This is a genomic window from Streptomyces sp. NPDC053750, assembly GCF_044544295.1.
Taxonomy (GTDB): domain Bacteria; phylum Actinomycetota; class Actinomycetes; order Streptomycetales; family Streptomycetaceae; genus Streptomyces.
In genome coordinates this window covers 166,257-190,357 of sequence record NZ_JBITXB010000009.1, presented here as the reverse complement: position 1 = coordinate 190,357, position 24,101 = coordinate 166,257, and the positions used below count along the sequence as shown (strand labels likewise).

The following is a 24,101-nucleotide window of genomic DNA, read 5'->3' as shown; positions in this document are numbered from 1 at the left end:
TGCCTCTTTCGCGGTGCCCGAGTCTATGTCCCGGCACCTCACCGGCCCGCCGATCCCTGGTCCCGGCTCTTTACAGCCAATGTACATCGATGTAAAAACTAGCCACCGCATGAGCGTCCGGCCGTCGAAAGGTCCGCGATGAGTTCCCCTTTGCCTGCCCACGAGGTGCCGGCCGGATCCGGTCCGGTACGCCGCCTCAGCCGCCGTCGGCTGCTGCGCCACACCCTGACCGGAGCGGGAGCCCTGCTCGCCGCGGGCCCGCTGTCCGGTTGCGCCTCACCGGCCTCCGCCTCCGGCGCCTCCGCACTGAGCGTCTGGGACCTGTTCCAGGGCGGCGACGGCATGCTGATGGACGACATGATCGCGGCCGTTTCCCAAGGGCCGGAGGGGCCCGGCGGGGCCAGGGGCTTCGAGGTCGACCGGACGATCCTGGACTGGGGTCCGTCGTACTACACCAAGCTCGCCATGTCCGCCGCCGGCGGCCGGGCCTCCGACGTGGCCGCCATGCATCTGTCCCGGCTGGCGGGCTACGCGCCCGGCGGCCTGGTGGACGCCTTCGACCTGGACCTGCTCGCCGAGTTCGGCGTCACGCGGGGGGACTTCACACCGGCGGTGTGGTCGCGTACGCAGCACGAGGGGACCGTCTACGCGATCCCGCTGGACGTCCACCCCTTCATCGTCTTTTACGACAAGAAGGCCGCCGAGACCGCAGGGCTCCTGGACTCCTCCGGCGCACTGGCGCCCATGGGCTCGCCCGAGGCCCTGCTGGAGGCGGGCAAGGCCCTCGCCGAGGCGACGGGGGAGTCGGGCATCCTGTTCGGCCACGTCACCGACACGGCCCAGAACTGGCGGCTGTTCGCCGGCCTCTACGCACAGACCGGCGCCGAGTTCACGCTGCCGGACGGCGGTCCCGCACGGATCGACGTCGACGCCGCCGTACGCGTCGTCACCCTCATGACGCAGCTCTTCGACGGCAAGGCAAACCCCAACAACCTCGACTACAACGGCGCGCTGGCCGCCTTCACCAGCGGCCGCGGCGGCATGGCCATGCTCGGTGAGTGGGAACTGCCGACGCTGAAGAAGTCCGGCATCGACCTGGGCGCCGCACCCTTCCCGCAGGTCTTCGACAAGCCCGCCGTCTACACCGACAGCCACAGCTTCGTCCTCCCGCACCAGGACAGCCCCGACCCGGCCCGGCGCCGCGAGGCCCACCGGTACGTCGCGGAGATACTCAAGCAGAGCCTCACCTGGGCGAGCGCCGGTCACATCCCCGCCTACCAGCCGGTCCTCGCGGAGCCGGAGTACGCGGCCCTGGACCCGCAGTCCTCCTACGCCGACGCCGCGAAGGTGGCGGTGCTCGACCCGCCCAACTGGTTCGCGGGCGCCGGTTCCAACTTCCAGAACCGGATGTGCCAGCCGCTCCAGTCGGCGCTGCTGGGCAACACCTCCGCCGAGAAGGCGGTGCGGCAGATGGTCCGCGAGGCGGACGCGCTGCTGCGACAGCCCAACCCGGTGGCCTGACCAGCAGAAGGAGTGACCGACGTGACCACCACTGCACCTCTCGGCGCCGAGGAGCACACCGACGCGCCCGCTGTCCCGGCGGGCGGCCGCCGCGCCGTCGTTCGCCGGACAGGGACCGGCAACGGGCTCGTGTTCGTCCTGCCGTTCCTGTTCGTCTTCGTTCTCTTCATGGTGTGGCCGATCGTGCAGGGGCTCTGGATGAGCTTCACCGACAGCTCGCTCGCCCTGCGCGACACGCACTTCGTCGGCTTCGACAACTACACCGAGGCCTTCGGCGACCCCGACGTGTGGAGCAGTCTCGGCAACACCGCCTTCTTCACCGCCATCTCCTCCGTCCCGCTGGTGCTGGTCGCGCTGGCGATGGCCCTGCTGGTGCACAGCGGACTTGCGGGGCAGTGGGCGTGGCGACTGGCCTTCTTCGCCCCCTACCTGCTGCCCGTGACCGTCGTGACCATGATCTGGACCTGGCTCTACCAGCCGGAACTGGGCCTGGGCAACCAGCTTCTGGACAGTCTCGGCATGGCGCCGGTCGGCTGGCTGTCCGACGAGTCCGTCGCCATGTGGTCCGTTGCCGCCCTCACCGTCTGGTGGACGGTCGGCTTCAACTTCCTGCTCTACCTCGCGGCGCTCCAGTCCCTGCCCACGACCTTCGACGAGGCGGCGGCGCTCGACGGCGCCGGCGCATGGCGGCGCCTGTGGTCCATCACCCTGCCGCAACTGCGCAGAACGACCGGGCTGGTGGCCATGCTCCAGATCCTGGCCTCGCTCAAGGTCTTCGACCAGATCTACATCCTCACCAAGGGCGGCCCCAACGGCTCCACCCGCCCCGTCCTCGAGTACGTCTACGACGTGGGCTTCACCGGCTACCGCCTCGGTTACGCCTCCGCCGTCTCGTATCTCTTCTTCGCCCTGATCGTCCTCGTCTCGCTCGTGCAGCTCCGCCTCTTCCGCCGGGAGGACTGACCGTGTCCGCAATCGCCACCCCTGTCCGCAGACGGCGCCGTCCACCGCGCGAAGCCGCCGGCTCCCCCCTGCTCCTCGGCCACGGCCGGCTGCCCCGGGTCCTGGCCGGAACGGCACTCGTCGTCCTCGCCGTCGTCTGGCTGCTGCCGTTCGTGTGGGCGGTCATCACCTCGGTGCAGAGCGAGGAGGACATCAACACCACCGGGCTGTCCCCGTTCAAGGGCGCCTTCACCCTGGACGCCTACCAGCAGATACTGGAACGCGGGAACGTCACCGTCTGGGCCTTCAACAGCTTCCTGATCTCGGGCCTGGTCACGCTCATCACCGTCGCGGTCTCCACCCTCGCGGCGTACGGCTTCTCCCGCGGCGCCTTCCGCGGGCGCCGGGCGCTGCTCGGTGTCACCGTCGCCGCCATCATGGTCCCGCCGCAGCTGCTCGTCGTGCCCCTGTTCGACCAGATGACCCTGTTCAACCTGGTCGACACCTATACGGCGGTCATCCTGCCCCAGGTCGTCGCACCGATGATGGTGTTCATCCTCAAGCGGTTCTTCGACGGCATCCCCAAGGAGCTGGAGGAGGCGGCCCGGATCGACGGGGCCTCCGAACTCCGGGTGTTCCGCTCGATCGTGCTGCCGCTCTCCCGGCCGATCGTGGCCGCAGTGGCGATCTTCGTCTTCATCGGGGCGTGGAACAACTTCATGTGGCCGTTCATCGTCACCAACGACCCCGACCTGATGACCCTCCCGGTGGGCCTGGCCACCGTGAAGGACGCCTACGGCATCCAGTACGCACAGTCCATGGCCTCGGCCCTGCTCGCGGCGCTGCCGCTGATCGTGGTCTTCCTTCTCTTCCAGCGCCGCATCGTCAACTCCGTGGCCACCACCGGCCTCGGCGGTTCCTGAACCCCGTCCCTTCGCTGTACCCCATCGATCCACTGGAGCATGTGTGCCCACTCACTCCGCACCACGTCCGGAGTACCCGCGACCGCAGTTCGTGCGCCGCGACTGGCTCAACCTGAACGGACCCTGGCAGTTCGAGACCGACCGGGGGGACAGCGGACTCGAACGCGGTCTGCTCGACCGCGAACTCCACGGCGAGATCCTGGTGCCCTTCCCGCCCGAGTCCGAGCTGTCCGGCATCGGGGACACCGACTTCCTCGAGGCCGTCTGGTACCGACGCGCCCTGACGCTGCCGACGGCATGGGCCGGGCGCCGTGTGCTGCTGCACTTCGGCGCCGTCGACCACGACACCACCGTGTGGGCCGACGGCAAGGAGGTCGCCCGGCACCGCGGCGGCTTCACCCCGTTCACCGCCGACCTCGGCGACATCGCCGGGGCGGGGCAGGAGGTCGTCGTCACCGTCCGGGCCCGTGACCCCAAGTCCGGCCCGCAGGCGCGCGGCAAGCAGGCCGTGCAGTTCGCCAACCACGACTGCAACTACACCCGGGTGACCGGCATCTGGCAGACGGTGTGGCTGGAGCCCGTGCCCGAGACGCATCTGCGGCGCCCCCGGATCACCCCGGACCTCGCGGGTTCCGCCTTCCACCTGGAACTCCCGCTGTCCGGCAACCGCCCCGGCCACCGCGTACGGGCCGTCCTGACCGACGGCGACGGCGACGTGAGCCGCGCCGAGGCCCGCGCCGACCTGGACCTCGCCCCGCGGCTGCACCTGACGGTGCCCGAGGACCGCCGGCGCGAGTGGAGCCCGGACGACCCGCACCTGTACGGGGTGCGGCTGGAACTGCTCGATGCCGCCGGGGAGGTGGTCGACAGCGCCGAGAGTTACGCCGGGCTGCGCGCCGTCGGCCTGCGTGGCAAGGCTGTCCTGCTCAACGGGCGCCCGCTCTTCCAGCGCCTCGTCCTCGACCAGGGCTGGTACCCGGACGGCCTGATGACTGCCCCGACCGACGAGGCCCTGGTCCGGGACATCGAGCTCGCCATGGAAGCCGGCTTCAACGGGGCCCGGCTGCACCAGAAGGTCTTCGAGGAGCGCTTCCTGTACCACGCCGACCGTCTCGGCTACCTGGTCTGGGGCGAGTTCGGCGACTGGGGCTGCGAGACGGGCGGTTCCTCGGGGGACAACCAGCGCCCCGACGCCTCCTACGTCGCTCAGTGGCTGGAGGCGCTGGAACGCGACTACTCGCACCCCTCGATCATCGGCTGGTGCCCGCTCAACGAGACCTACCAGAAGCTGCACGACCGCATCACCCAGCTCGACGACGTGACCCGCGCGATGTTCCTGGCCACCAAGGCGATGGACACCACCCGGCCGGTCATCGACGCCTCCGGCTACGCCCACCGGGTCGCCGAGACCGACATCTACGACTCCCACCACTACGAGCAGGACCCGGCGGCCTTCCGGCAGCTGATGTCCGGCCTCGACAAGGACGCCCCCTTCGTCAACAGCCACGAGAACGGCGCCCCCTACTCGTTGCCCTACCGCGGCCAGCCGTACTTCGTCAGCGAGTTCGGCGGCATCTGGTGGGACCCGGAGGCGGCGGCCGACCGGTCGGGTGAGGACCGCACCGTCTCCTGGGGCTACGGCGAGCGGGTCCGGGACGAGGAGGAGTTCCACGAGCGGTTCAGCGGTCTGACCGAAGTGCTGCTGGGCGACCGTGACATGTTCGGCTACTGCTACACCCAGCTGACCGACGTCTTTCAGGAGCAGAACGGCATCTACCGGTTCGACCGGGGCCGCAAACTCGACGTCGCCCGTATCCGCGCCGCGCAGCTGCGGCCGGCCGCGATCGAGGAGCAGGACCCGGCGTAGCGACTACCGGGGCCGGAGGCGGATCGCCGCGCCTCCGGCCCGCGCCGGGCCCGCTCCCGTGCGGTCGGCGTCAGAAGGGACGGTCGCCCTCGATGGCGACGCGTTCGGCGACGCGGCGGTCCGAGCCGTAGTCGCCCACGGCGTAGTGCTGCGTGGCCCGGTTGTCCCAGAAGGCGACGTCGCCGGGCTGCCAGCGGAAACGCACCTGGTACTCGGGCACGTGCGCCTGCTGGAACAGGAACCGCAGCAGTCGGTCGCTCTCGTCCCGGTCCATGCCGTTGATGTGCGTGGTGAAGGACGTGTTGACGAACAACATGCGCCGCCCGGTCTCGGGATGGGTGCGTACGACGGGGTGCTCCACGGGCGGGAAGAGGTCCTGGTGGGGGATCAGCCGCTCGGGGCCGAAGAACCTGGCGAAGCCGGGGATGAAGTCGTGCACGGCGCGGGCACCGTCGATGCGGTCCTTCACCTGCTGCGGGAGGTTGTCGTAGGCGGCGGCCATGTCCGCCCACATCGTGTCCCCGCCGAACGGAGGAACCTCGCGCAACTGGAGGACGGCACCCAGCGCGGGCCGCTCGCGGAAGGTGACGTCGGCGTGCCAGACGTTCTCGAACGTCGGGGTGTTCCCGTCGCCCTTGTCGAAGCGGACGACGTCGTCGCTGGAACCGGCGGTGAGCAGCGGGTTGGTCTCCAAATCGCCCCAGTGGCCCGCGAAGTCGCGCTGTTGCTCGGAGGTGAGGTGCTGCGCGCGGAAGAACAGTACCTTCCACTCCAGCAGCGCCCGGTTCAACTCCTCGCGCAGCGCGGGACCGAGCGGACGCGACAGGTCGACACCCCTGATCTCGGCACCGATCGTGCGGGCCTGCGGAACAATCTCGAACCGTTCGTAGGGCCGTTCCTCCCAACCCGCGGGCAGCCGGCGCAGGGTGCGCCGCCCCTCGTAGATGCCGTCGCCCGGGATGCGTGCTGCGCGCAGGCCGGCGGTCGGTCCATCGGCGGTGAGGGTCATGGGAGTCCTTCCCTTGTGTGGTCGTGGTCGTGGTCGCGGTCGTGGTCCGGGCCGGGCCGGGTCGGGCCGTGGCGGCACGAGGTCACAGCCGGACGGCCGGGGAGAACAGCGTTGCTCCGGAGTCGTTGGCCGGAAAGCGGACCGGTGCGCCTTGAACGCGGCGTGCGTGGAGCCTCGGCTCGGGACAGCCGGTTATCGGCCGGAGCGCTCACACCCGGTTCGCTCGGGCACGCGCGGACACTCCGCCGTCGTGCCGAACCGGTATGTGGTCATACCAGCGATTGTGTGATCTTCCCTCGCCCGTGTCAACGGGGTCGGACGGGCCGCGGAGCGCATCAGACGTGCTGCGGGGCGAAGGGGAGCATGTCGTCGCCCTCGGGCTGGACGACTCCGTAACTGCCCTCGGGGACCTTGTTCCAGACACCGGGCAGATCGCCCAGGGGCTCCGACACGATCAGACGGGACTCGTCGGACACCTCGCGCAGGAACGGCAGCCCGGGATGGAGCGCGCGCAGGGTCTCCACCCGGCTGCTGTAGTACAGCGATCGTGTCGCGGCCTGGCTGGAGTAGCGGAACGCCCAGAGCCGGTGCCCGTCGGTCACGGCGACCGTCATCTGCAGCGGGTACTCCACGCCGTGCTCGTGGCCGATCTCCTCCACCAGCCCCGCCATCCGCGCCACGGCACCCGGAGGATCGTCCTCCAGGCCGAGCGTGAGGGCCAGGAAGAACATCATCTCCGAGTCCGTCGATCCCTCGATGTCGAGGAAGAGCTGTGGGTCGACGGCCAGGGCGAGGTCGCGCCGGACCCGGTGGAACTCCGCGATCGCGCCGTTGTGCATCCACATCCAGCGGCCGTGGCGGAACGGGTGGCAGTTGGTCTGCTGCACCGCGCTGCCCGTCGAGGCCCGGATGTGCGCGAAGAACAGGGGCGAGCGGACGTGGCCCGCGATCTCCCGCAGATTGCGGTTGCTCCACGCAGGACCGATCTCCCGGACGATCGCCGGCGTCTGCATCTCCGGTCCGAACCATCCCACGCCGAACCCGTCCCCGTTGGTCGTCTCGACACCCATCCGGGAGTGCAGGCTCTGGTCGATCAGCGAGTGCTCCGGCTCGTACAGGATGGTCTCGAGCAGCACGGGGGTACCGGAGTAGGCAAGCCATCGGCACATCGTCTGCCGCCTCTCTGGTCGTGGGCGCGCGCCGCGCCGAGCGCCGAGCTCAGTCGACCGGCCAGGTGTGGACCGGGGCGTTGAGATGCATGTAGTCCATGTACTGCTGGGTCATCCGGCGCAGCGCCTCGTGCCGGCCCGGACGGACGGTGGCGTCCAGGTGGTGGAACATCTCCTTCTGCCACACCGCGCCGTTGCGGCCGGTGACGCACCGCTGCTCGATGATGCCGAGCAGTGGCTCCCGCCAGGCCGCGTCCATCCCGGAGAGCTCCAGCCCCCGGTGCGCCAGCGGCAGCAGCCGCCGCAGGACGAGTTCCGGCACGGTCACCTCGCCCATGCCGGGCCAGTACAGCTGTGCCTCGATGCCCTGCCGGGCCGCGGTGTGCAGATTGTCCTCGGCGACCGAGAAGGACATCCGGGACCACACCGGCCGCTCCTCCTCCACCAGGGCGCGGGTGAGACCGTAGTAGAAGGCGCCGTTGGCGAGGGTGTCGGCGACGGTCGGACCGGCGGGCAGCACGCGGTTCTCCACCCGGACGTGCGGCATGTCGTGGGCGACGGCGTAGACGGGCCGGTTCCAGCGGTAGATCGTGCCGTTGTGAAGGGTGAGCTCGCCCAGTTCGGGGATGTCGCCGCGGTCCAGGGTCTCCGCCGGGTCCTCTTCGTCGCACAGCGGGAGCAGCGCCGGGAAATAGCGCAGGTTCTCCTCGAAGAGGTCGAAGACGCTGTTGATCCACCGCTCACCGAACCACACCCGGGGCCGCACGCCCTGTGCCTTGATCTCCTGCGGCCGGGTGTCGGTGGCCTGCTCGAACAGCGGGATACGGCTCTCGTGCCACAGCTCCTTGCCGAGCAGGAACGGCGAGTTGGCCGCGAGCGCGACCTGGACGCCGGCGATGGCCTGCGCCGCGTTCCAGTAGGCGGCGAACTCCTCGGGGGCCACCTGGAGATGGAACTGCGTACTCGTGCAGGCGGCCTCCGGAGTGATCGTGTCCGCGTAGGTGCGCAGCCGGTCGACGCCGTCCACCTCGATGTGCAGGTCCTCGCCGCGGGCCGCGAAGACCTGGTCGTTGAGCAGCCGGTAACGCGGGTTCTCCGACAGGGCCGCCTCACCCACGTCCGACTGGCGCAGCGTCGGCAGGATGCCGATCATGATCAGACGGGCGCCGACCGAGTTGGCACCCTTCTCCGCGTGGTTCAGGGCCGCGCGGATCTCGGTCTCCCAGGCATCGGGGCCGCCCGCCGTCAGACGGCGGGGCGGGATGTTGATCTCGAGGTTGAACCGGCCCAGCTCGGTGGACCAGGCGGGGTCGGCGATCGCTTCCAGCGCGTCGCTGTTGCGCATCGCCGGCTCGGCCTCGTCGTCGACCAGGTTCAGCTCGATCTCCAGCCCGACCTGGGGCCGCTCGGTCTCGAACCGTGCCTCGCGCAGCATCTGCGCGAAGGCCTCGAGGCACTCCTGCATCTTGATCCGGTACCGGCGCCGGTCCTCGCGGGTGAAGACCAGCGCCGGGACGTCTCGTCCCATCGGCCCTCCCGGGGTTCCCTTCCTCGGACGCCTCTCCACCCCAGCGTCGCACCACCCGGCGCCGCTCACCAGGCGAGACGGGACGGAGTCCACCGCAGGTCGGGTCCCCGCGCGGCCGAGGAGCCCTCAGAGCTTGCCGGACGCCCGCACCGTGATCTCCGCCGAGGTCTTGCCCGTCGGCGAGGAGCCGTAGCCCTCGATCTTGTCGACCACGTCCGTGCCCTCGACGACCTTGCCGAAGACGACGTGCTTGCCGTCCAGCCAGGGGGTGGGGACCGTGGTGATGAAGAACTGCGAGCCGTTGGTGTTCGGACCAGCGTTCGCCATGGACAGCAGGTACGGGCCGGTGTGCTTCAGCTGGAAGTTCTCGTCCGCGAACTTCTCGCCGTAGATGCTCTTGCCCCCGGTGCCGTTGCCCTCGGTGAAGTCACCACCCTGGAGCATGAACTGCGGGATCACGCGGTGGAACGGGGAGCCCGCGTAGCCGAAGCCGTGCTCGCCGGTGGCCAGCTCGATGAAGTTCCTGGCGGTCTTGGGGGTGACGTCCTCGAAGAGCTCGAAGACGATGCGGCCCGCATCCTTGCCGTCGATGTCGATGTCGAAGTAAACAGTGGAATTGCTCATTCCACTATTGTGACCTGCGAGGTCCCGTGATGCGTCACCGGGCGTCCGCTCCGCGTGTGGCGAGCAGCTCCAGCGTGTCGATCACGCGGTTCGAGAAGCCCCACTCGTTGTCGTACCAGGCGACCACCTTGACGTGGCGGCCGTCCACGCGGGTCAGGGCGGAGTCGAAGATCGACGAGGCGGGGTTGCCCGTGATGTCCGAGGAGACCAGCGGGTCGTCCGAGTACTCGAGGACGCCGGCGAGCGGTCCCTCGGCGGCGGCGCGGTAGGCGGCCAGCACGTCGTCGCGCGTCACGTCGCGGGCGACGGTGGTGTTGAGCTCGACGATCGAACCCACCGGAACCGGCACGCGGATCGAGTCGCCGGACAGCTTGCCGTCGAGGTTCGGCAGCACGAGGCCGATCGCCTTGGCGGCGCCCGTCGTGGTCGGCACGATGTTGACGCCGGCGGCACGGGCACGGCGCGGGTCCCGGTGCGGACCGTCCTGGAGGTTCTGCTCCTGCGTGTAGGCGTGGACCGTGGTCATGAAGCCGTGCTCGATGCCGGCGAGCTCGTCGAGCACCGCGGCCAGCGGCGCGAGCGCGTTGGTCGTGCAGGAGGCGTTCGAGACGATCGTGTGCGCGGCCGGGTCGTACGCGTCGGTGTTCACGCCGAACGCGAGCGTGACGTCGGCGCCGTCCGACGGCGCGCTGACCAGGACCTTCTTCGCGCCCGCGGCGAGGTGGGCGCGGGCGGCGGCCGCGGAGGTGAAGCGGCCGGTCGCCTCCAGGACAAGGTCGACGCCGAGCTCGGCCCACGGCAGGCGGGCCGGCTCGCGTTCGGCGAGCACCCTGATGCGGTGGCCGTCCACGACGAGGGCGTCCCCGTCGACGGTCACCGGGCGGCCCAGCCGGCCGGCCGTGGTGTCGAAGGCGAGCAGCCGCGCGAGGGTGGCGGGCTCGGTGAGGTCGTTGACGGCGACGACCTCGAGCTTGCTGTCGCGCTCGAGCAGCGCGCGCAGCACGTTGCGTCCGATGCGTCCAAAGCCGTTGATGCCGATGCGAGTCATGAGTGGTGCCCTTCCGGTTCGCCGTGCGGTGCCACCAGGTTCGCGCCCGGCGGCCCGCGACGGCAGCGGCGTGAGTGCCACGGTTCGCAAGGATCGCGCCACGCGCGCGCCCGGACGGTGGCGCCACGCGTCGCTCCAGCGACGGGCTACTCGCCCCGGGCGAAGGTGCGCCGGTACTCGCTCGGTGTGGTGCCGAGGATGCGCTGGAAGTGCAGGCGCAGGTTGGAGCCGGTGCCCAGACCCACGTCGGCGGCGATCTGCTCGACGCTCCGCTCCGAGCGTTCGAGCAGCTCACGGGCCATGTCGATGCGGGCCCGCATGACCCACTGCATCGGCGTGTACCCCGTGTCCTCGACGAAGCGCCGCGAGAACGTGCGCGCCGACACCGCCGCGTTCCGGGCGAGTGTCTCCAGGGTGAGGGGCTCGCCGAGCCGGCGCAGCGCCCACTCGCGGGTGGCGGCGAACCGCTCGCCCAGCGGCTCGGGCACGCTGCGCGGCACGTACTGCGCCTGGCCGCCGCTGCGGTAGGGGGCCGCGACGAGGCGCCGGGCCGCGTGGTTCGACGCGGCCACCCCGAGGTCGCCGCGCAGGATGTGCAGGCACAGGTCGATGCCCGAGGCGGCGCCCGCGGACGTCAGCACGCTGCCCTCGTCGACGAACAGCACGTTCTCGTCGACCCGCACGCGCGGATGCTTCGCCGCGAGCGCCCGCGTGTAGTGCCAGTGCGTCGTGGCACGCCGGCCGTCGAGCAGGCCCGTCGCGGCGAGCGCGAAGGCGCCGGTGGAGATGGCGGCGAGCCGGGCCCCCCGGCCGTGCGCCGCCGTCAGCGCCTCGACGACGGCCCTCGGCGGGTCGTCGAGGTCGGGGGACCGGTAACCGGGCAGGAAGACGACGTCGGCCCACGCCAGCGCGTCGAGGCCGTGGGCGACGTGGTACGACAGGCCGTCACCGCCGGTCACGAGGCCGGGCGCCGCGCCGCACACCCGCACCTCGTACGGCATGCTCGCGCGTGTGGTGAACACCTGCGCGGGAATGCCCACGTCGAGCGGTTTCGCACCCTCGAGCACGAGGACGGCGACGCGGCGAAGGCGGGCGGACGGCACGGGGACAGGGTACGTGGGGGCGCGGTGCCTCAGCTCAGGCCGAGGACGCTCATGGTGTGCTCGGCCATGCGCCGCTCGCCGAGGGCGTTGGGGTGGACGGGGACGAGGCTCTCGCCGAAGAGGAGCGGTTCGATCCAGCGGGTGCCGCGGGCCGTGCAGGCGTCGTGGCCGTCGGACGCGAGGGAGAAGTCCACGTAGGTGACACCGGTCTCCTCGGCGGCGCGCCGGACGGCGGCGTTGAGGTGGGCCTGGATGCCGCGCAGGTACGGGACGTCGCCGGCGGCGATCGGCAGCTTCGCGAAGCAGGACGGGTCGGCGGTGGCCGGGGTGATCCACGGGTAACCCAGGGCCGCCACCCGTGCGTTGGGGGCCTTGGCGCGGACTTCGCGCAGCGCGGCCTTGAGCGCGGGATAGGTGTTGGTGTCGATCTGGTCGGTGAAGGACGTGCCGTGTCGGTCCTTGCAGGGGCTGCCCTTGCCGCCGCTGAGGATGCCCGCGGAGCCGCAGGCCGTCACGGCGTTGATGAACGTGCTGTTGTCGTTGCCGCCGATGGTCAGCGTGACCAGGTCCGTGTCGGCGGAGAGCGCGTCCACCTGAGGGGCGACACCCGGGTACTGGGCCTGGGTGAAGTGTGCGGTCTGGGCGGCGCCGCAGGTGACGTCCTTGAGCCGGGCGCCCGTGGCGGCGGCGATGACGTGGGGGTAGTTGGCCGTGGAGCGCAGACAGAGGAGGTTGGTGGGGTCGACGGGCAGGACCCCCGAACCGGCGCTGTAGCTGTCGCCGAGGGCGACGTAGTCGACGTAGTCCAGGGAGGTGCTGGAGTGTGCGGTGGCGTCGGTGAGGCCGAGGGCCAGGACGCCGACGGCGGCTGCTGTCGCGGTCATGACACGGCGGAGGGCGCGTTTCGGCATGTGCTCTCTCTTCCGGGGCGTGGGCACGGGTGAGCGGGCACGGCGGTGCCCTGGAGACGCGCTGTTCCGTGGGGGTGGGGCCGCGAGTTACCAGGTGGTTCTACTCTTAAGTAATGTGCCTGCGGCCCTGACTTCGAGTCAATGTTGCGGACCGGACTTGTTGGGCCCACAGTCGAGTGACCGATTGATTTTCGATCGATTCCCATTGATGATCGATATATGCACCGTCTCTTCATCGCCATACTCAGGGTCGGAGTCGTCGCAGCGATCCTGATCGGTCTCTTCGGCCAGATCGTGGTCATCCCGACGACGGCGTCCGACGAGGTCGACCGCTTCCCGCCCTACGCCCCGTTCGCCGCGCCCTACGTGACGGTGGCGATCGTCGGCGTCGCCTGCGTTCAAGTCGCCCTCGTGGCGGTGTGGATGCTGCTCAGCATGGTCCGGCGCGACGCGATCTTCACGCCGCGCGCCTTCCGCTGGGTCGACGTCGTCATCGGGTCCTCGGTCGTGGCGACGCTGCTGGCGGTCGGGGTCAGCGGGCACCTGGCCCTGGCCGAGATCCCCTCTCCCGACGACGGCATGGACGTCGTCGGCGCGCTGGGCGCCGCGATCGTGACCGCCGGTGCGGGAGCCGCCTTCGCGATGCTCGTCGTCCTCATGCGAAGCCTTCTGCGCAAGGCGACCGAGCTGAAGAGCGAGATGGCCCAGGTGGTCTGACGGTCCACCGAGACGGAAAGCCGGGCCGACGGGAAACCCCGGCTGTTTTAGAGTGACTTCCGCCAGGACACGGCAGTACATGCCGTACAGACCACCGCTGACCAGTGAGGTACTCACCAGCCATGGCGACCGAAACGTTTGAGTTCCAGGTAGAGGCGCGTCAGCTGCTGCAGCTGATGATTCACTCCGTCTACTCGAACAAGGATGTCTTCCTGCGCGAGCTCGTCTCCAACGCCTCCGACGCGCTGGACAAGCTGCGCCTCGCCGCGCTGCGGGAGGACGCTCCCGACGTGGACGTGAGCGACCTGCACATCGAGCTCGACGTCGACAAGGAGGCCCGCACCCTCGCCGTCCGGGACAACGGCATCGGGATGTCGTACGACGAGGTCACCCGGCTCATCGGCACCATCGCCAACTCGGGCACGGCCCAGTTCCTGCAGGAGCTCCGCGAGGCCAAGGACGCCGCCGGGGCGGACGGACTCATCGGACAGTTCGGTGTCGGCTTCTACTCGGCCTTCATGGCGGCGGACGAAGTCACCCTGGTGACCCGGCGCGCCGGCGAGGCCCAGGGCACCCGCTGGACGTCGCGGGGCGAGGGCACCTACACCCTGGAGCGGGTCGACGACGCGCCGCAGGGAACCACGGTCACCCTGCACCTCAAGCCCGCGGACTCCGAGAACCAGCTGCACGACTACACCTCCACCTGGAAGATCAAGGAGATCGTCAAGCGCTACTCGGACTTCATCACCTGGCCGATCCGCCTGCTGCCCGAGGCGGGCGACGGTGCCGCCGAGACCGGCGAGGCCGAGACGCTCAACTCGATGAAGGCCCTGTGGGCCCGCCCGCGCACCGAGGTGTCCGACGACGAGTACCACGAGCTGTACAAGCACATCAGCCACGACTGGCGCGACCCGCTGGAGACGATCCGGCTGCAGGCGGAGGGCACCTTCGAGTACCAGGCCCTGCTCTTCGTGCCCGCCCACGCCCCGCACGACCTGTTCACCCAGGGGTACCAGCGCGGCGTGCAGCTCTATGTGAAGCGCGTCTTCATCATGGACGACTGCGAGGAACTGCTGCCGCCGTACCTCCGGTTCGTCAAGGGCGTCGTCGACGCGCAGGACCTCTCGCTCAACGTCTCCCGGGAGATCCTGCAGCAGGACCGCCACATCCGCATGATCCAGCGCCGCCTGACGAAGAAGATCCTGTCGACGGTCAAGGACCTGATGTCCGCCGCGCCGGAGCGCTACGCCACGTTCTGGCGGGAGTTCGGCGCGGTCCTCAAGGAAGGGCTGGTCACCGACTCCGAGAACCGCGACGCGATCCTCGCCGCCTCCTCCTTCGCGACCACGCACGACGCCGAGGAGCCGACCACGCTGAAGAGTTACGTGGAGCGGATGAAGGACGGCCAGGAGCACATCTACTTCATGACGGGCGAGTCCCGGCAGGCCATGGAGACCTCCCCGCACATGGAGGCGTTCCGCGCCAAGGGCGTCGAGGTGCTGCTGCTCACCGACGCCGTGGACGAGGTGTGGGCCGACGCGGTGGGGGAGTACGAGGGCAGGCCGCTGCGCTCGGTGGCCAAGGGCGAGATCGACCTCGGCGGCGCGGAGGACGAGAAGAGCGACGCCGAGAAGGACGCGCAGAGCGAGGAGTACGCCGGGCTCCTCGGCTGGATGACGGAGCACCTGGGCGAGGACATCAAGGAGGTTCGCCTCTCCTCCCGGCTCACGGTCTCCCCGGCCTGTGTCGTCTCCGACGCGAACGAGCTCACGCCCGCGCTGGAGAACATGTACCGGGCCATGGGCCAGGAGGTCCCCCACGCCAAGCGGATCCTCGAACTCAACCCGGAGCACCAGCTGGTGAAGTCCCTGAACCGGGCCCACACGCAGCAGCAGGACCGGACGGAGCTCACCGAGACCGCCGACCTGCTCCACGCCCTGGCGGTCCTCGCCGAGGGCGGCAGGCCGAAGGACCCTGCCCGCTTCGTGAAGCTGGTGGCGGACCGTCTGGAGCGCACGTTGTAGCCACGCCGGACGAGGTACGCCCTCCTCACCGGTGATGCCCGTGCGGCACAGGGGTCAGGCCCGTGCCGCACGGGCGGCTAGGGGGTGCGCCGGGCCGGGGTGGTGATGCGGGTGATGGCCTCCCGGGTGAGGGCACGCCCGTGGGGCTCGCGGGCCAGGGCGCGGTGGAGGGTCAGGCCCTCGATGAGGGCGTCGAGCTGGCGGGCCGTGTCCGGGTCGAAGTGCTTCTCCAGGTGGACGCGGCTGCGGCGCATCCATTCGTGGGTGAGCTCCCGGTAGGCCGGCTGCCGCGCGGCGAGCGTGTACAGCTCCTGGGTGAGCACCAGGTCCCGCTGACTCCCCTCCGACAGGGCGTGCACCAGGTCGGCGACCGCCGCCCGGGCCTGGTCGCGGTCGGCCGCGGTGCCGAGGTGGGCGTCGAACACGGCGACGATGTGGTCGGTGAAGTGGCCGAACGCCTCCCGCAGGAGCTCGTCCATGCCGCTGAAGTGGTACGTCATCGACCCCAGCGGGACACCGGCGCGCGCGGCGATCCTCCGGTGGGAGACGCGCGCGATGCCCTCCTCGGCGATCAGGTCGAGGGTGGCGGCGATGATGCGTTCCCGCCGCTGCGGATCCGTGTGTCCGGTGGCCATGACAGCAGGTCTACAGGGTCCGGACCGGCCGGGCCGGGTTGCCGACGGCGACGGTGTTCGCCGGTACGTCCTTCGTCACGACGGCCCCGGCCCCGATGACCGCGTTGTCGCCGATGGTCACGCCGGGCAGGACGATCGCACCCCCGCCCAGCCAGACGTTGTCGCCGATGGTGATGGGCCGGGCCGCCTCCAGCTTGTCGCGCCGGGGCTCGGCCTCCAGGGGGTGGGTGGGAGTGAGCAGTTGGACGCCCGGCCCGATCTGGCAGTCCTCGCCGATGGTGATCGCGGCGACGTCCAGCGCGGTCAGGTTGTAGTTGACGAAGGTGCGCGCGCCGATGGTGATGTTGCTGCCGTAGTCCACGTACAGCGGTGGCCGCACGTGCGCCTCGGCGCCCAGGGAGCCGAGCAGCTCCGCGAGGATCGGCTGCGCGGCCTCCGCGTCCTCCACGTACGCGGCCTGGTAGCGGGCGGCCAGCCGCACGGCCTGCTGCTGCCTGCGGGCGATCTCCGGATCGTCGGCGATGTAGAGGTCGCCCGCGAGCATGCGGTCGAGGTTCGTGCGGGGGTCGTCCGCGAAGTAGTCGGTCGGCATGCGCACGATCGTACCCGCCGAAGCGTACGAACGTACACTCCTGTGCCGTTCTCCGTCCCGTCGGCCTCGGTAAACTGGCGGCCGCCGTACCGCACAGCGCACTGAGGAGTCCCGGATGCCGGCACACGTCCCGTCCGCCTCCCGCGACGCGGTCGGGTCCGTCGCCGCCGGTCCGTCGCCGGCGCCGGTCCGGCAGGTGCTGTCGGACAGCGTCTACGAGGACATCAAGGCCATGGTCATGGACCACGAGATCGCCCCCGGCGCCCGCGTCGGCATCGAAGCCCTGGCCCGCACGCTCGACGTCTCACCGACCCCCGTACGCGAGGCGCTCGCCCGGCTGGAGTCCGACGGCCTCGTCGTGAAGCGTTCCCTGTCCGGGTACCGGGCGACCGAGCTGTTGACCCGGCAAGGCGTGGAAGAGCTCTTCGAGATGCGGCTGCTCCTGGAGCCGCGGGCCGCGGCCCTGGCCGCCCGCCATGCCGACGAAGCCCAACTCGACGCCGTCGAGGCGATCCTGGAGGCCATGCAGGCCCACCCCGGGCCCGCCGGTCCGTACGCGGCCTACCGGGACTTCGCCGCGCTGGACCAGCGCTTCCACGACGCGGTCGCCGAGGCCGCCCACCGGCCGCTGCTCGCGGACGCGGTGGAGCGACTCCACTCCCATCTGCACATCTTCCGCCTCAGCAGCCTCCAGAACGAAGGCGACCCGACCCTGGCGGAGCACGAACGCGTGGTCCGCGCGATCCTGCGCCGCAGGGCCGAGCGCGCCGCCGAGGCGATGGCGGACCACCTCACCCGCAGCCTGGAGCGCCAGCTCAGCCGGTTCGACGGGGAGTGACCCACGCCGCCGCCGGGCCGGCAGCGCGCCCGTCCCGCCGCGTCATCGTCCCGGTGGTCGTATCCGCAGGCCCTGCATCCCGCCGTCCACCGCGAGGGCGGTGCCCGTGACCGAGGCGGCGGACGGACTCGCCAGGTACACGATGGCCGCGGCGACCTCCTCGGCGGTGACCAGCCGGCCCATCGGCTGCCGGGCGTCGAGCGCCGCCCGCTCGGCGACCGGATCGGCCGCCCGGTCGAGGAGGCGTCCGATCCAGGGGGTGTCCGCCGTACCGGGGTTGACGCAGTTGACGCGGATGCCCTCGCCGACGTGGTCCGCGGCCATCGCCAGGGTCAGGGACAGGACAGCGCCCTTGCCGGCGCTGTACAGGGCCCGCTGCGGCAGCCCGGCCGTGGCCGCGATCGAGCAGGTGTTGACGACCGCGGCGTGCGCGGAGGCGCGCAGATGGGGCAGGGCCGCGCGGGTGGTACGGACCATGCCGAGCACGTTGACGTCGAGGACCCGGTGCCACTCGGCGTCGTCGTTGTCCTCGACCGTGCCGGTCGCGCCGATGCCGGCGTTGTTGACCAGGATGTCGAGGCCGCCGAGGTCGCGGGCCGCGGCGGTGACGGCGGACCGTACGGCGTCGTCGTCGGAGACGTCCGCGGCGTATCCGCGCAGGGGTGCGGTCACGGACGACGGGTCCAGGTCAAGGACGGCGACGTCGGCGCCGCGCGCGGCCAGCAGACCGGCGGTGGCCCTGCCGATGCCGGACGCGCCGCCGGTCACCAGGGCCCTGAGCCCGGACAGTTCGCTCAACGCTTCGTCCCCTTCTGCTGTGCGGCGAGGTCGGCCGCCCAGAAGGTGCCGTCCGGATACCGGTAGGCGGCGATCGACGTGGCGTGCATCTGCGAGGAGAAGCCGGGCGCCGTCGGTGCCGCATAGTGCCCGTCCCTGAGGATGACGGGGTCCTTGAAGTGCTCGTGCAGATGGTCCACGTACTCGATCACGCGGTCCTCGGTCGTCCCGGTCAGCGCCACGAAGTCGAACATCGACAGATGGCACACCAGTTCGCACAGGCCGACGCCGCCGGCGTGCGGGCAGACCGGGACGCCGTACTTGGCGGCGAGCAGCAGGATCGCCAGGTTCTCGTTGACGCCCCCCACCCGCGCCGCGTCGATCTGCAGTACGTCGATCGCGTCGGCCTGCAGCAACTGCTTGAAGACGATGCGGTTGTGGACGTGCTCGCCGGTGGCGACCTTGACCGGTGCGACCTGCTTGCGTATGGCCGCGTGCCCGAGGATGTCGTCGGGGCTGGTGGGCTCCTCGATCCAGTACGGGGCATGGCCGGCCAGCGCGTTGGTCCACTCGACGGCCTCGGCGACGTTCCAGCGCTGGTTGGCGTCGACCGCGATCCGGACGCCGGGGCCGACGGCCGCACGCGCCGCGCGGAGCCTGCGGACGTCGTCGGCGAGATCGGCACCGACCTTCAGCTTGATCTGGGTGAAGCCGTCCGCGACCGCCTGCTCGGCGAGCCGGACCATCTTCTCGTCGGAGTAACCGAGCCAGCCGGGCGAGGTGGTGTACGCCGGGTATCCGACCGCCAGCAGGCGGGCCTCGCGCTCGGCGGCGCCGTCCTTGCCCTTGCGGAGCAGGGCCACGGCCTCCTCGCGGGTGAGGGCGTCCTCGATGTAGCGGAAGTCCACCTGGTCCGCGAGCCATTCCGGGGGAGCGTCGGTGAGGAGCTTCCACACCGGTCTGCCCGCACGTTTGGCCGCCAGGTCCCACACCGCGTTGACGACGGCCCCGATCGCCATGTGCATCACGCCCTTCTCCGGGCCGAGCCAGCGCAGTTGGCTGTCGCCGGTCAGGGCCCGGCCGACCGACCCGGGATCGGTGCACACCGCCTCGACGGACCGACCGACGACGTGGTCGCGCAGGGCGGCGATCGCCGTGGTCTGCACGTCGTTGCCGCGTCCGATGGTGAAGGCGAAGGCATGGCCCTCCAGGCCGTCGGCCGCGTCGCTGCGCAGGATCACGTACGCGGCCGAGTAGTCGGGGTCGGGATTCATCGCGTCGGAGCCGTCGAGCTCGCGCGAGGTGGGGAAGCGGATGTCGACCACGTCGAGGTCGGTGATGCGTGCCGGGGCCATGGTCGTGTCCTCATCCGAATCAAATAGGATTCTGGCGCTTCTGATGGTGTGGCAGGGGTGATCGCGGCGTCAATACTCGTGCACTGTCGTGCTTTGGCGGGAGAGCGCACGGGGGATTGTCCCGTCGAGTGAGCGGAAGATCCCATAGGATCCGCATCGTGAGACGACCGGCCCGATGGGAATGGCCGGAAGGCCGTACTCGTTGACAGGTGTCATGCCCGCAACCTCCGCACGGCCCGCTGCATCCCGCATGCCGCTCGCCGTCTACATCCTCGGCCTCTCCGTCTTCGCGCTCGGCACGAGCGAGTTCATGCTCTCCGGACTGCTGCCCCCCATCGCCGACGACATGGACGTGTCGATTCCGCAAGCCGGGCTGCTGATATCCGCCTTCGCGATCGGCATGGTGGTCGGCGCGCCCCTGCTCGCGGTCGCGACCCTGCGGCTGCCGCGCAAGACCACCCTGGTCGCGCTGATCTCGGTGTTCGGGCTCGGCCAGGTCGCCGGTGCGCTGGCCACGTCGTACGAGGTCCTGTTCGTCTCGCGGGTCGTGAGCGCCCTGGCCTGTGCCGGCTTCTGGGCGGTGGGCGCGGCCGTCGCCATCGCCATGGTGCCCCGGACCGCACGGGCCCGCGCCATGGCGGTGATGATCGGCGGACTCTCGATCGCCAACGTCCTCGGCGTCCCGGCGGGCGCGTTCCTCGGCGAACACCTGGGCTGGCGGTCCGCGTTCTGGGCGGTGGGCGCGGCGTCCGCCGTCGCGCTCGTCGGCGTGGTGACCCTGATCCCGCGCATCCCGCTGCCCGGGCAAAGGCCCCGGCTCAAGGGCGAACTGGCCATCTACCGCGACCGCCAGGTCTGGCTGTCCATCGTGGTGACCGCACTCGCGGCCGGCGGTGTGTTCTGTGCCTTCTCCTACCTCGCGCCGCTGCTCACCGACGTCGCCGGGCTGGCGGACGGCTGGGTGCCGGCCGTGCTGGCGCTGTTCGGCGTCGGCGCGCTGATCGGCACGACCATCGGCGGCCGGGTCGCCGACGCGCACCTGTTCGGCGTGCTGCTCTCCGGCGTCATCGCCTCGACCGTGCTGCTGGCGGCCCTGGCGCTGTTCGCGTCGAGCCCGGTCGTCGTGATCGCCCTGTCCTTGCTGCTCGGCGTCTCCGCGTTCTACACGGCCCCGGCGCTCAACGCGCGCATGTTCAACGTCGCCGGCGCCGCGCCGACCCTCGCTGGCGCGACGACGACCGCCGCGTTCAACCTGGGCAACACCGGTGGCCCCTGGCTCGGCGGCACCGTGATCGACGCGGGCCTCGGCTATGCCGCCACGGCCTGGGCGGGCGCCGCGATGACCCTGGTGGCGATCGCCTTCGTCGCCGTCTCGCTGCGGTTGCACAGCCGCTCGCGCATCGTGACGGGGGCCCTGGCCGCCGAGCCCGCGGGCTCGGACCACGTTCAGCGGGTGTGACCCTTACGACGGCACGGAGACATCACATATGATCATCGGCAAGGCGGGGTCGTAGCACAGAGGTAGTGCGCCGCGACAGCATCTCGGAGGACGCCGGTTCGAATCCGGCCGCCCCGCCCCCTTCTCCACCCTCACTCCGCTCCGGCGCCCCCGGCGTCCGCCACCACGTGCCCCCGCGCGGCCTCCGCGTAGCGGTGGGCGAGGCGGGCGAAGGCGTCCTTCAACGCGGGCGGGCCCACGACGTCGATGTCGGCGTCGAAAGCGCCGATCGCGGCGGCGAGGGCGGTCCATGACCAGGAGCCGAGAGTGAGCCGGCAACGGTCCGGGCCCAGCTGCTCGACCGTCCCGTCGGGGGCGTGCGGCGAGACCGCGGAGGCGGGCAGGTGGAGGACGACCTCGCCGCGGCAGGGCCAGTCGGCGGAGTGTGCGGAGCCGCGGAATCTGCCCGTCACGAAAGCGGCCACATCGTTGCCGGGCACCTCCCGGGGCGTGAAGCGGGGCCCCGTGGGCGTGCGCGGGGTGATCCGGTCGGCACGGAAGACGCGCCAGTCGTCGCGGTCGAGGTCCCAGGCGACGAGATACCAGCGCCCGCCGTGGGTGACGAGGTGGTGGGGCTGCACCCGGCGCGGTGGCGCCCCGGCGTCCTCGCCGGCGTCCGCCGGACGCGGCGAGGCGTAGTCGAAGCGCAGGACCTCGCGGGCGTGGACGGCGGCGCCGAGGGCCATGAGGACACCCCGGTCGGCCCGGGGCTGCGGCCGGGGCGCGGACCGTTCGACGGCGGTGACGTGCAGGCCGTCGATCCGGTGGCGCAGCCGGGCGGGCATGACCTGGCGAAGGGTGGTCAGGGCGCGTGCCGCGCCGTCCTCGACGTCGGCGCCGGTGGTGGCGGCGGTGCGGAGCGCGACGGCCAGGGTGACGGCCTGTTCGTCGTCGAAGAGCAACGGGGGCAGCCGGGTGCCTGCGTCGAGCCGGTATCCGCCGTCGGGCCCTTTGAAGGCCACGACGGGGTAACCGAGTTCGCGGAGCCGGTCGACATCGCGGCGCAGGGTGCGCGGGCTGATGTCCAGCCGCTCGGCCAGCAGCGCTCCGGGCCAGTCCCGGCGCGCCTGGAGCAGGGAGAGCAGCGACAGCAGTCGCGCTGAGGTCTTCTGCATGATTCCCATGCTCCCGCGGGTAGCGGCCACAACCTGACCGCTACCCGCGGCACTGTGGGAACCGCGGGGCCGATCGGGCCTCGCCGCCGGCCCCCTCTCGTGCGGGCCGTCCGACCGTGTCCCGAGGCGAGGAGCCCCTCATGTCCGTCAAGACCGTGACCCACCTGAACTTCCGTGGCGACGCCCGCGAGGCCCTCGCGTTCTACCGGTCCGTGTTCGGCGGGGACGTGGCCGTGGTGACGTACGAGGACGCCGGAAACGTCCAGGACGCCGCCGAGGCGGACCAGGTGATGTGGGGTCAGGTGTCCGCCGACAGCGGTCTGTGCGTGATGGCCTACGACGTGCCCTCGGACATGCCCTGGCACCAGGGCGAGAACGCGTTCTTCGTCTCGGTCCGCGGTGACTCGGCCGAGGAGATCACCGCGTACTGGGAGAAGCTGTCCGCCGACGCGACCGTCCTGCAGCCGCTGACGGCCGCCCCGTGGGCGCCGCTGTACGGGATGGTGCGGGACCGGTTCGGTGTCACCTGGGTCCTGGACGTCGTGAGCGAGTACCACGCGTCCTGACCGCCGAAGGCCGGGGTCCGGACGACGGCGTCCGTCGCCGTCCGGACCCCGGCGACGGACATCGCCCCCCCGACCACCCCGTGAACGAAGGCAGGACGCATGACCGTTCTCGACGCCCGGGCGCTCGGCCGCGCCACGCTGGCCCGGCAGCTGCTGCTCGACCGCGCCGACCTTCCCGTCCACGACGCCGTCGCGCACCTCGGCGGCATGCAGGCGCAGGAACCGCAGGAGCCGTTCGTCGGACTCTTCTCGCGGCTGCGCGCCTTCGAGCCGTCGGAGCTCTCGGAACTGCTGACCGGACGGCGCGTGGTGCGGACCGCCCTGATGCGCCGCACCATCCACCTCGTCACGGCCGAGGACGTCCTGGCCTGGCGCTCCCGCCACGACGCCATGCTGCGCGGGCGGGTCCTCGGCACCTACCGCCGCGAACTCGAGGGCGTGGACCTGGACGAGCTCGCCGCGGCGGGCCGGGCGGTCATGGCCGACGGCGAGCCCCGCTCGATGAGCGAGCTGGCGCGGGCCCTCGCCGACCGCTGGCCGGCGCCCGGACCGCGGGCACTGGGCGAGATGCTGGTCGCCGCGCTGATCCCGATGGTGCAGCTGCCACCCCGCGGACTGTGGCGTACCAGGGCGGGCGTGCGCAACGCCCCGCTCGCCTCCTGGCTGGGCCGCGAGATCGATCCGCCGGCCCCCGACGGCTCCGATCCGGTCGGTGAGGCGCTGGTACGGCGCTATCTGGCCGCGTACGGTCCCGCCGCCTCGGCCGACCTGCGCGCCTGGTGCGGTCTCGCCGGTCTCCCCGCCGCGGTCGCGGCGGTACGCGAGGAACTGGTGGCCTTCCGCGACGAGCGGGGCCGACAACTGCTGGACCTCCCCGACGCGCCGCGCCCCGACCCGGACACCCCGGCCCCGGTGCGGTTCCTGCCGGCGTTCGACAACGCGATCCTCGGCTACCAGGACCGCTCCCGGATCATCGACGACACCCACCGCGGCCTGTCGGTCGCCGGTGCCCGTGTCGTCCTGGTCGACGGGCGGGTGTCCGCCACCTGGAGCGTGGAGGCCGACACCGTCACCGTCACCCCGCTGCGCCGCCTCTCGCGCGCCGACCGCGACGCCGTCGTCGAGGAGGGACGGGCCCTGTCGTCCTTCCTCTCCGACCACGACAGTGACCGTGTCCGGGTCACCGCGTCTCCCCACTGAGGGGGAGGCGGTTGCCCGCGGGAACGGAATGCGGCGTACATCCATCGCCGCGATCTACACCCGGGGGAGAGGAGCACAGGGGCGCACTACACCCGATGCAGTACACGAGTCCAGACCTGGGGACGGATCAAATGCCGAA

Annotated in this window: 22 protein-coding genes and 1 tRNA gene; 11 read left to right on the top strand and 12 right to left on the bottom strand. The window is 71.1% G+C overall.

Annotated elements, in window-relative coordinates; translation table 11 throughout:
• Positions 1–138: 138 nt before the first annotated feature.
• From ACIGO6_RS25290 to ACIGO6_RS25275, 4 genes are read left to right on the top strand one after another with little or no spacing between them, the layout of a single operon-like run.
• Complete coding sequence (locus ACIGO6_RS25290; protein ID WP_399879771.1) at positions 139–1,521, top strand: extracellular solute-binding protein; 1,383 nt, start codon at positions 139–141, stop codon at positions 1,519–1,521.
• Between the two features lie 21 nt (positions 1,522–1,542).
• On the top strand, positions 1,543–2,484 hold the full coding sequence (locus ACIGO6_RS25285; protein WP_399879769.1) for a carbohydrate ABC transporter permease: 942 nt from the start codon (positions 1,543–1,545) through the stop codon (positions 2,482–2,484).
• 2 nt (positions 2,485–2,486) lie between these two features.
• Complete coding sequence (locus tag ACIGO6_RS25280; protein ID WP_399879767.1) at positions 2,487–3,386, top strand: carbohydrate ABC transporter permease; 900 nt, start codon at positions 2,487–2,489, stop codon at positions 3,384–3,386.
• 43 nt (positions 3,387–3,429) lie between these two features.
• The gene (locus tag ACIGO6_RS25275) at positions 3,430–5,253 is read left to right on the top strand and encodes a glycoside hydrolase family 2 protein (protein ID WP_399879766.1); all 1,824 of its coding nucleotides are present in this window, start codon (positions 3,430–3,432) and stop codon (positions 5,251–5,253) included.
• Positions 5,254–5,323: 70 nt separating this feature from the next.
• Here the strand turns inward: ACIGO6_RS25275 and ACIGO6_RS25270 are convergent, their stop codons facing one another.
• From ACIGO6_RS25270 to ACIGO6_RS25240, 7 genes are all read right to left on the bottom strand, one after another.
• Positions 5,324–6,262, bottom strand: coding sequence for a TauD/TfdA dioxygenase family protein (locus tag ACIGO6_RS25270; RefSeq protein ID WP_399879764.1), 939 nt, complete (start codon positions 6,260–6,262; stop codon positions 5,324–5,326).
• Positions 6,263–6,597: 335 nt separating this feature from the next.
• The gene (locus ACIGO6_RS25265; RefSeq protein WP_399879763.1) at positions 6,598–7,431 is read right to left on the bottom strand and encodes a class II glutamine amidotransferase; all 834 of its coding nucleotides are present in this window, start codon (positions 7,429–7,431) and stop codon (positions 6,598–6,600) included.
• A gap of 49 nt (positions 7,432–7,480) precedes the next feature.
• Entirely contained in the window at positions 7,481–8,959 is a 1,479-nt protein-coding gene (locus ACIGO6_RS25260; RefSeq protein ID WP_399879761.1) for a glutamate-cysteine ligase family protein, read from the bottom strand.
• Between the two features lie 126 nt (positions 8,960–9,085).
• Entirely contained in the window at positions 9,086–9,583 is a 498-nt protein-coding gene (locus ACIGO6_RS25255; protein WP_399879759.1) for a peptidylprolyl isomerase, read from the bottom strand.
• A 34-nt stretch (positions 9,584–9,617) separates the two neighbouring features.
• The gene (gene gap / locus ACIGO6_RS25250) at positions 9,618–10,631 is read right to left on the bottom strand and encodes a type I glyceraldehyde-3-phosphate dehydrogenase (protein ID WP_399879757.1); all 1,014 of its coding nucleotides are present in this window, start codon (positions 10,629–10,631) and stop codon (positions 9,618–9,620) included.
• Positions 10,632–10,777: 146 nt separating this feature from the next.
• Complete coding sequence (locus ACIGO6_RS25245) at positions 10,778–11,734, bottom strand: GlxA family transcriptional regulator (RefSeq protein WP_399879755.1); 957 nt, start codon at positions 11,732–11,734, stop codon at positions 10,778–10,780.
• A 29-nt stretch (positions 11,735–11,763) separates the two neighbouring features.
• A complete protein-coding gene (locus ACIGO6_RS25240; RefSeq protein ID WP_399879753.1) occupies positions 11,764–12,645 on the bottom strand; it encodes an SGNH/GDSL hydrolase family protein in 882 nt (293 codons plus the stop codon).
• Between the two features lie 219 nt (positions 12,646–12,864).
• Between ACIGO6_RS25240 and ACIGO6_RS25235 the strand changes: the two genes are divergently transcribed.
• Complete coding sequence (locus ACIGO6_RS25235) at positions 12,865–13,362, top strand: DUF2975 domain-containing protein (RefSeq protein ID WP_399879751.1); 498 nt, start codon at positions 12,865–12,867, stop codon at positions 13,360–13,362.
• Positions 13,363–13,484: 122 nt separating this feature from the next.
• Complete coding sequence (gene htpG, locus ACIGO6_RS25230; RefSeq protein ID WP_399879750.1) at positions 13,485–15,386, top strand: molecular chaperone HtpG; 1,902 nt, start codon at positions 13,485–13,487, stop codon at positions 15,384–15,386.
• A 77-nt stretch (positions 15,387–15,463) separates the two neighbouring features.
• On the opposite strand, the gene ACIGO6_RS25225 is transcribed toward htpG, so the two are convergent.
• Both ACIGO6_RS25225 and ACIGO6_RS25220 read right to left on the bottom strand, forming a co-directional pair.
• Positions 15,464–16,021 (bottom strand): TetR/AcrR family transcriptional regulator, encoded by a 558-nt coding sequence (locus tag ACIGO6_RS25225; protein ID WP_399879748.1) that lies wholly within the window; start codon positions 16,019–16,021, stop codon positions 15,464–15,466.
• A 10-nt stretch (positions 16,022–16,031) separates the two neighbouring features.
• Positions 16,032–16,613, bottom strand: a complete 582-nt coding sequence (locus tag ACIGO6_RS25220) for a sugar O-acetyltransferase (protein WP_399879746.1) — start codon at positions 16,611–16,613, stop codon at positions 16,032–16,034.
• A 115-nt stretch (positions 16,614–16,728) separates the two neighbouring features.
• On the opposite strand from ACIGO6_RS25220, the gene ACIGO6_RS25215 reads away from it, so the two are divergent.
• Positions 16,729–17,451, top strand: coding sequence for a GntR family transcriptional regulator (locus ACIGO6_RS25215; RefSeq protein ID WP_399879744.1), 723 nt, complete (start codon positions 16,729–16,731; stop codon positions 17,449–17,451).
• A gap of 42 nt (positions 17,452–17,493) precedes the next feature.
• Here the strand turns inward: ACIGO6_RS25215 and ACIGO6_RS25210 are convergent, their stop codons facing one another.
• Together ACIGO6_RS25210 and ACIGO6_RS25205 are read right to left on the bottom strand one after the other, a co-directional pair.
• Positions 17,494–18,249, bottom strand: coding sequence for an SDR family NAD(P)-dependent oxidoreductase (locus ACIGO6_RS25210; RefSeq protein WP_399879743.1), 756 nt, complete (start codon positions 18,247–18,249; stop codon positions 17,494–17,496).
• The gene (locus tag ACIGO6_RS25205; RefSeq protein WP_399879741.1) at positions 18,246–19,583 is read right to left on the bottom strand and encodes an enolase C-terminal domain-like protein; all 1,338 of its coding nucleotides are present in this window, start codon (positions 19,581–19,583) and stop codon (positions 18,246–18,248) included. Before ACIGO6_RS25205 ends, ACIGO6_RS25210 begins: the two co-directional genes overlap by 4 nt.
• A 250-nt stretch (positions 19,584–19,833) precedes the next feature.
• Between ACIGO6_RS25205 and ACIGO6_RS25200 the strand changes: the two genes are divergently transcribed.
• Entirely contained in the window at positions 19,834–21,042 is a 1,209-nt protein-coding gene (locus tag ACIGO6_RS25200; protein ID WP_399880087.1) for a Cmx/CmrA family chloramphenicol efflux MFS transporter, read from the top strand.
• A gap of 43 nt (positions 21,043–21,085) precedes the next feature.
• A tRNA-Leu gene (locus ACIGO6_RS25195) sits at positions 21,086–21,160 on the top strand.
• A 13-nt stretch (positions 21,161–21,173) separates the two neighbouring features.
• Here ACIGO6_RS25195 and ACIGO6_RS25190 read toward each other — a convergent pair.
• Complete coding sequence (locus ACIGO6_RS25190) at positions 21,174–22,196, bottom strand: helix-turn-helix transcriptional regulator (RefSeq protein ID WP_399879739.1); 1,023 nt, start codon at positions 22,194–22,196, stop codon at positions 21,174–21,176.
• 140 nt (positions 22,197–22,336) lie between these two features.
• Between ACIGO6_RS25190 and ACIGO6_RS25185 the strand changes: the two genes are divergently transcribed.
• Together ACIGO6_RS25185 and ACIGO6_RS25180 are read left to right on the top strand one after the other, a co-directional pair.
• Positions 22,337–22,762, top strand: a complete 426-nt coding sequence (locus tag ACIGO6_RS25185; protein WP_399879737.1) for a VOC family protein — start codon at positions 22,337–22,339, stop codon at positions 22,760–22,762.
• Positions 22,763–22,861: 99 nt separating this feature from the next.
• A complete protein-coding gene (locus ACIGO6_RS25180; protein ID WP_399879735.1) occupies positions 22,862–23,962 on the top strand; it encodes a winged helix DNA-binding domain-containing protein in 1,101 nt (366 codons plus the stop codon).
• Positions 23,963–24,101: the final 139 nt, after the last annotated feature.

What these genes read in the sequence shown, in the direction of transcription:
- ACIGO6_RS25290 (WP_399879771.1), top strand. Translation starts at nt 139, where the DNA reads ATGAGTTCCCCTTTGCCTGCCCACGAGGTGCCGGCCGGATCCGGTCCG.
- ACIGO6_RS25270 (WP_399879764.1), bottom strand. Translation starts at nt 6,262, where the DNA reads ATGACCCTCACCGCCGATGGACCGACCGCCGGCCTGCGCGCAGCACGC.
- ACIGO6_RS25265 (WP_399879763.1), bottom strand. Translation starts at nt 7,431, where the DNA reads ATGTGCCGATGGCTTGCCTACTCCGGTACCCCCGTGCTGCTCGAGACC.
- ACIGO6_RS25260 (WP_399879761.1), bottom strand. Translation starts at nt 8,959, where the DNA reads ATGGGACGAGACGTCCCGGCGCTGGTCTTCACCCGCGAGGACCGGCGC.
- ACIGO6_RS25255 (WP_399879759.1), bottom strand. Translation starts at nt 9,583, where the DNA reads ATGAGCAATTCCACTGTTTACTTCGACATCGACATCGACGGCAAGGAT.
- gap (WP_399879757.1), bottom strand. Translation starts at nt 10,631, where the DNA reads ATGACTCGCATCGGCATCAACGGCTTTGGACGCATCGGACGCAACGTG.
- ACIGO6_RS25240 (WP_399879753.1), bottom strand. Translation starts at nt 12,645, where the DNA reads ATGCCGAAACGCGCCCTCCGCCGTGTCATGACCGCGACAGCAGCCGCC.
- ACIGO6_RS25235 (WP_399879751.1), top strand. Translation starts at nt 12,865, where the DNA reads ATGCACCGTCTCTTCATCGCCATACTCAGGGTCGGAGTCGTCGCAGCG.
- htpG (WP_399879750.1), top strand. Translation starts at nt 13,485, where the DNA reads ATGGCGACCGAAACGTTTGAGTTCCAGGTAGAGGCGCGTCAGCTGCTG.
- ACIGO6_RS25225 (WP_399879748.1), bottom strand. Translation starts at nt 16,021, where the DNA reads ATGGCCACCGGACACACGGATCCGCAGCGGCGGGAACGCATCATCGCC.
- ACIGO6_RS25220 (WP_399879746.1), bottom strand. Translation starts at nt 16,613, where the DNA reads ATGCCGACCGACTACTTCGCGGACGACCCCCGCACGAACCTCGACCGC.
- ACIGO6_RS25215 (WP_399879744.1), top strand. Translation starts at nt 16,729, where the DNA reads ATGCCGGCACACGTCCCGTCCGCCTCCCGCGACGCGGTCGGGTCCGTC.
- ACIGO6_RS25205 (WP_399879741.1), bottom strand. Translation starts at nt 19,583, where the DNA reads ATGGCCCCGGCACGCATCACCGACCTCGACGTGGTCGACATCCGCTTC.
- ACIGO6_RS25200 (WP_399880087.1), top strand. Translation starts at nt 19,834, where the DNA reads ATGCCGCTCGCCGTCTACATCCTCGGCCTCTCCGTCTTCGCGCTCGGC.
- ACIGO6_RS25190 (WP_399879739.1), bottom strand. Translation starts at nt 22,196, where the DNA reads ATGCAGAAGACCTCAGCGCGACTGCTGTCGCTGCTCTCCCTGCTCCAG.
- ACIGO6_RS25185 (WP_399879737.1), top strand. Translation starts at nt 22,337, where the DNA reads ATGTCCGTCAAGACCGTGACCCACCTGAACTTCCGTGGCGACGCCCGC.
- ACIGO6_RS25180 (WP_399879735.1), top strand. Translation starts at nt 22,862, where the DNA reads ATGACCGTTCTCGACGCCCGGGCGCTCGGCCGCGCCACGCTGGCCCGG.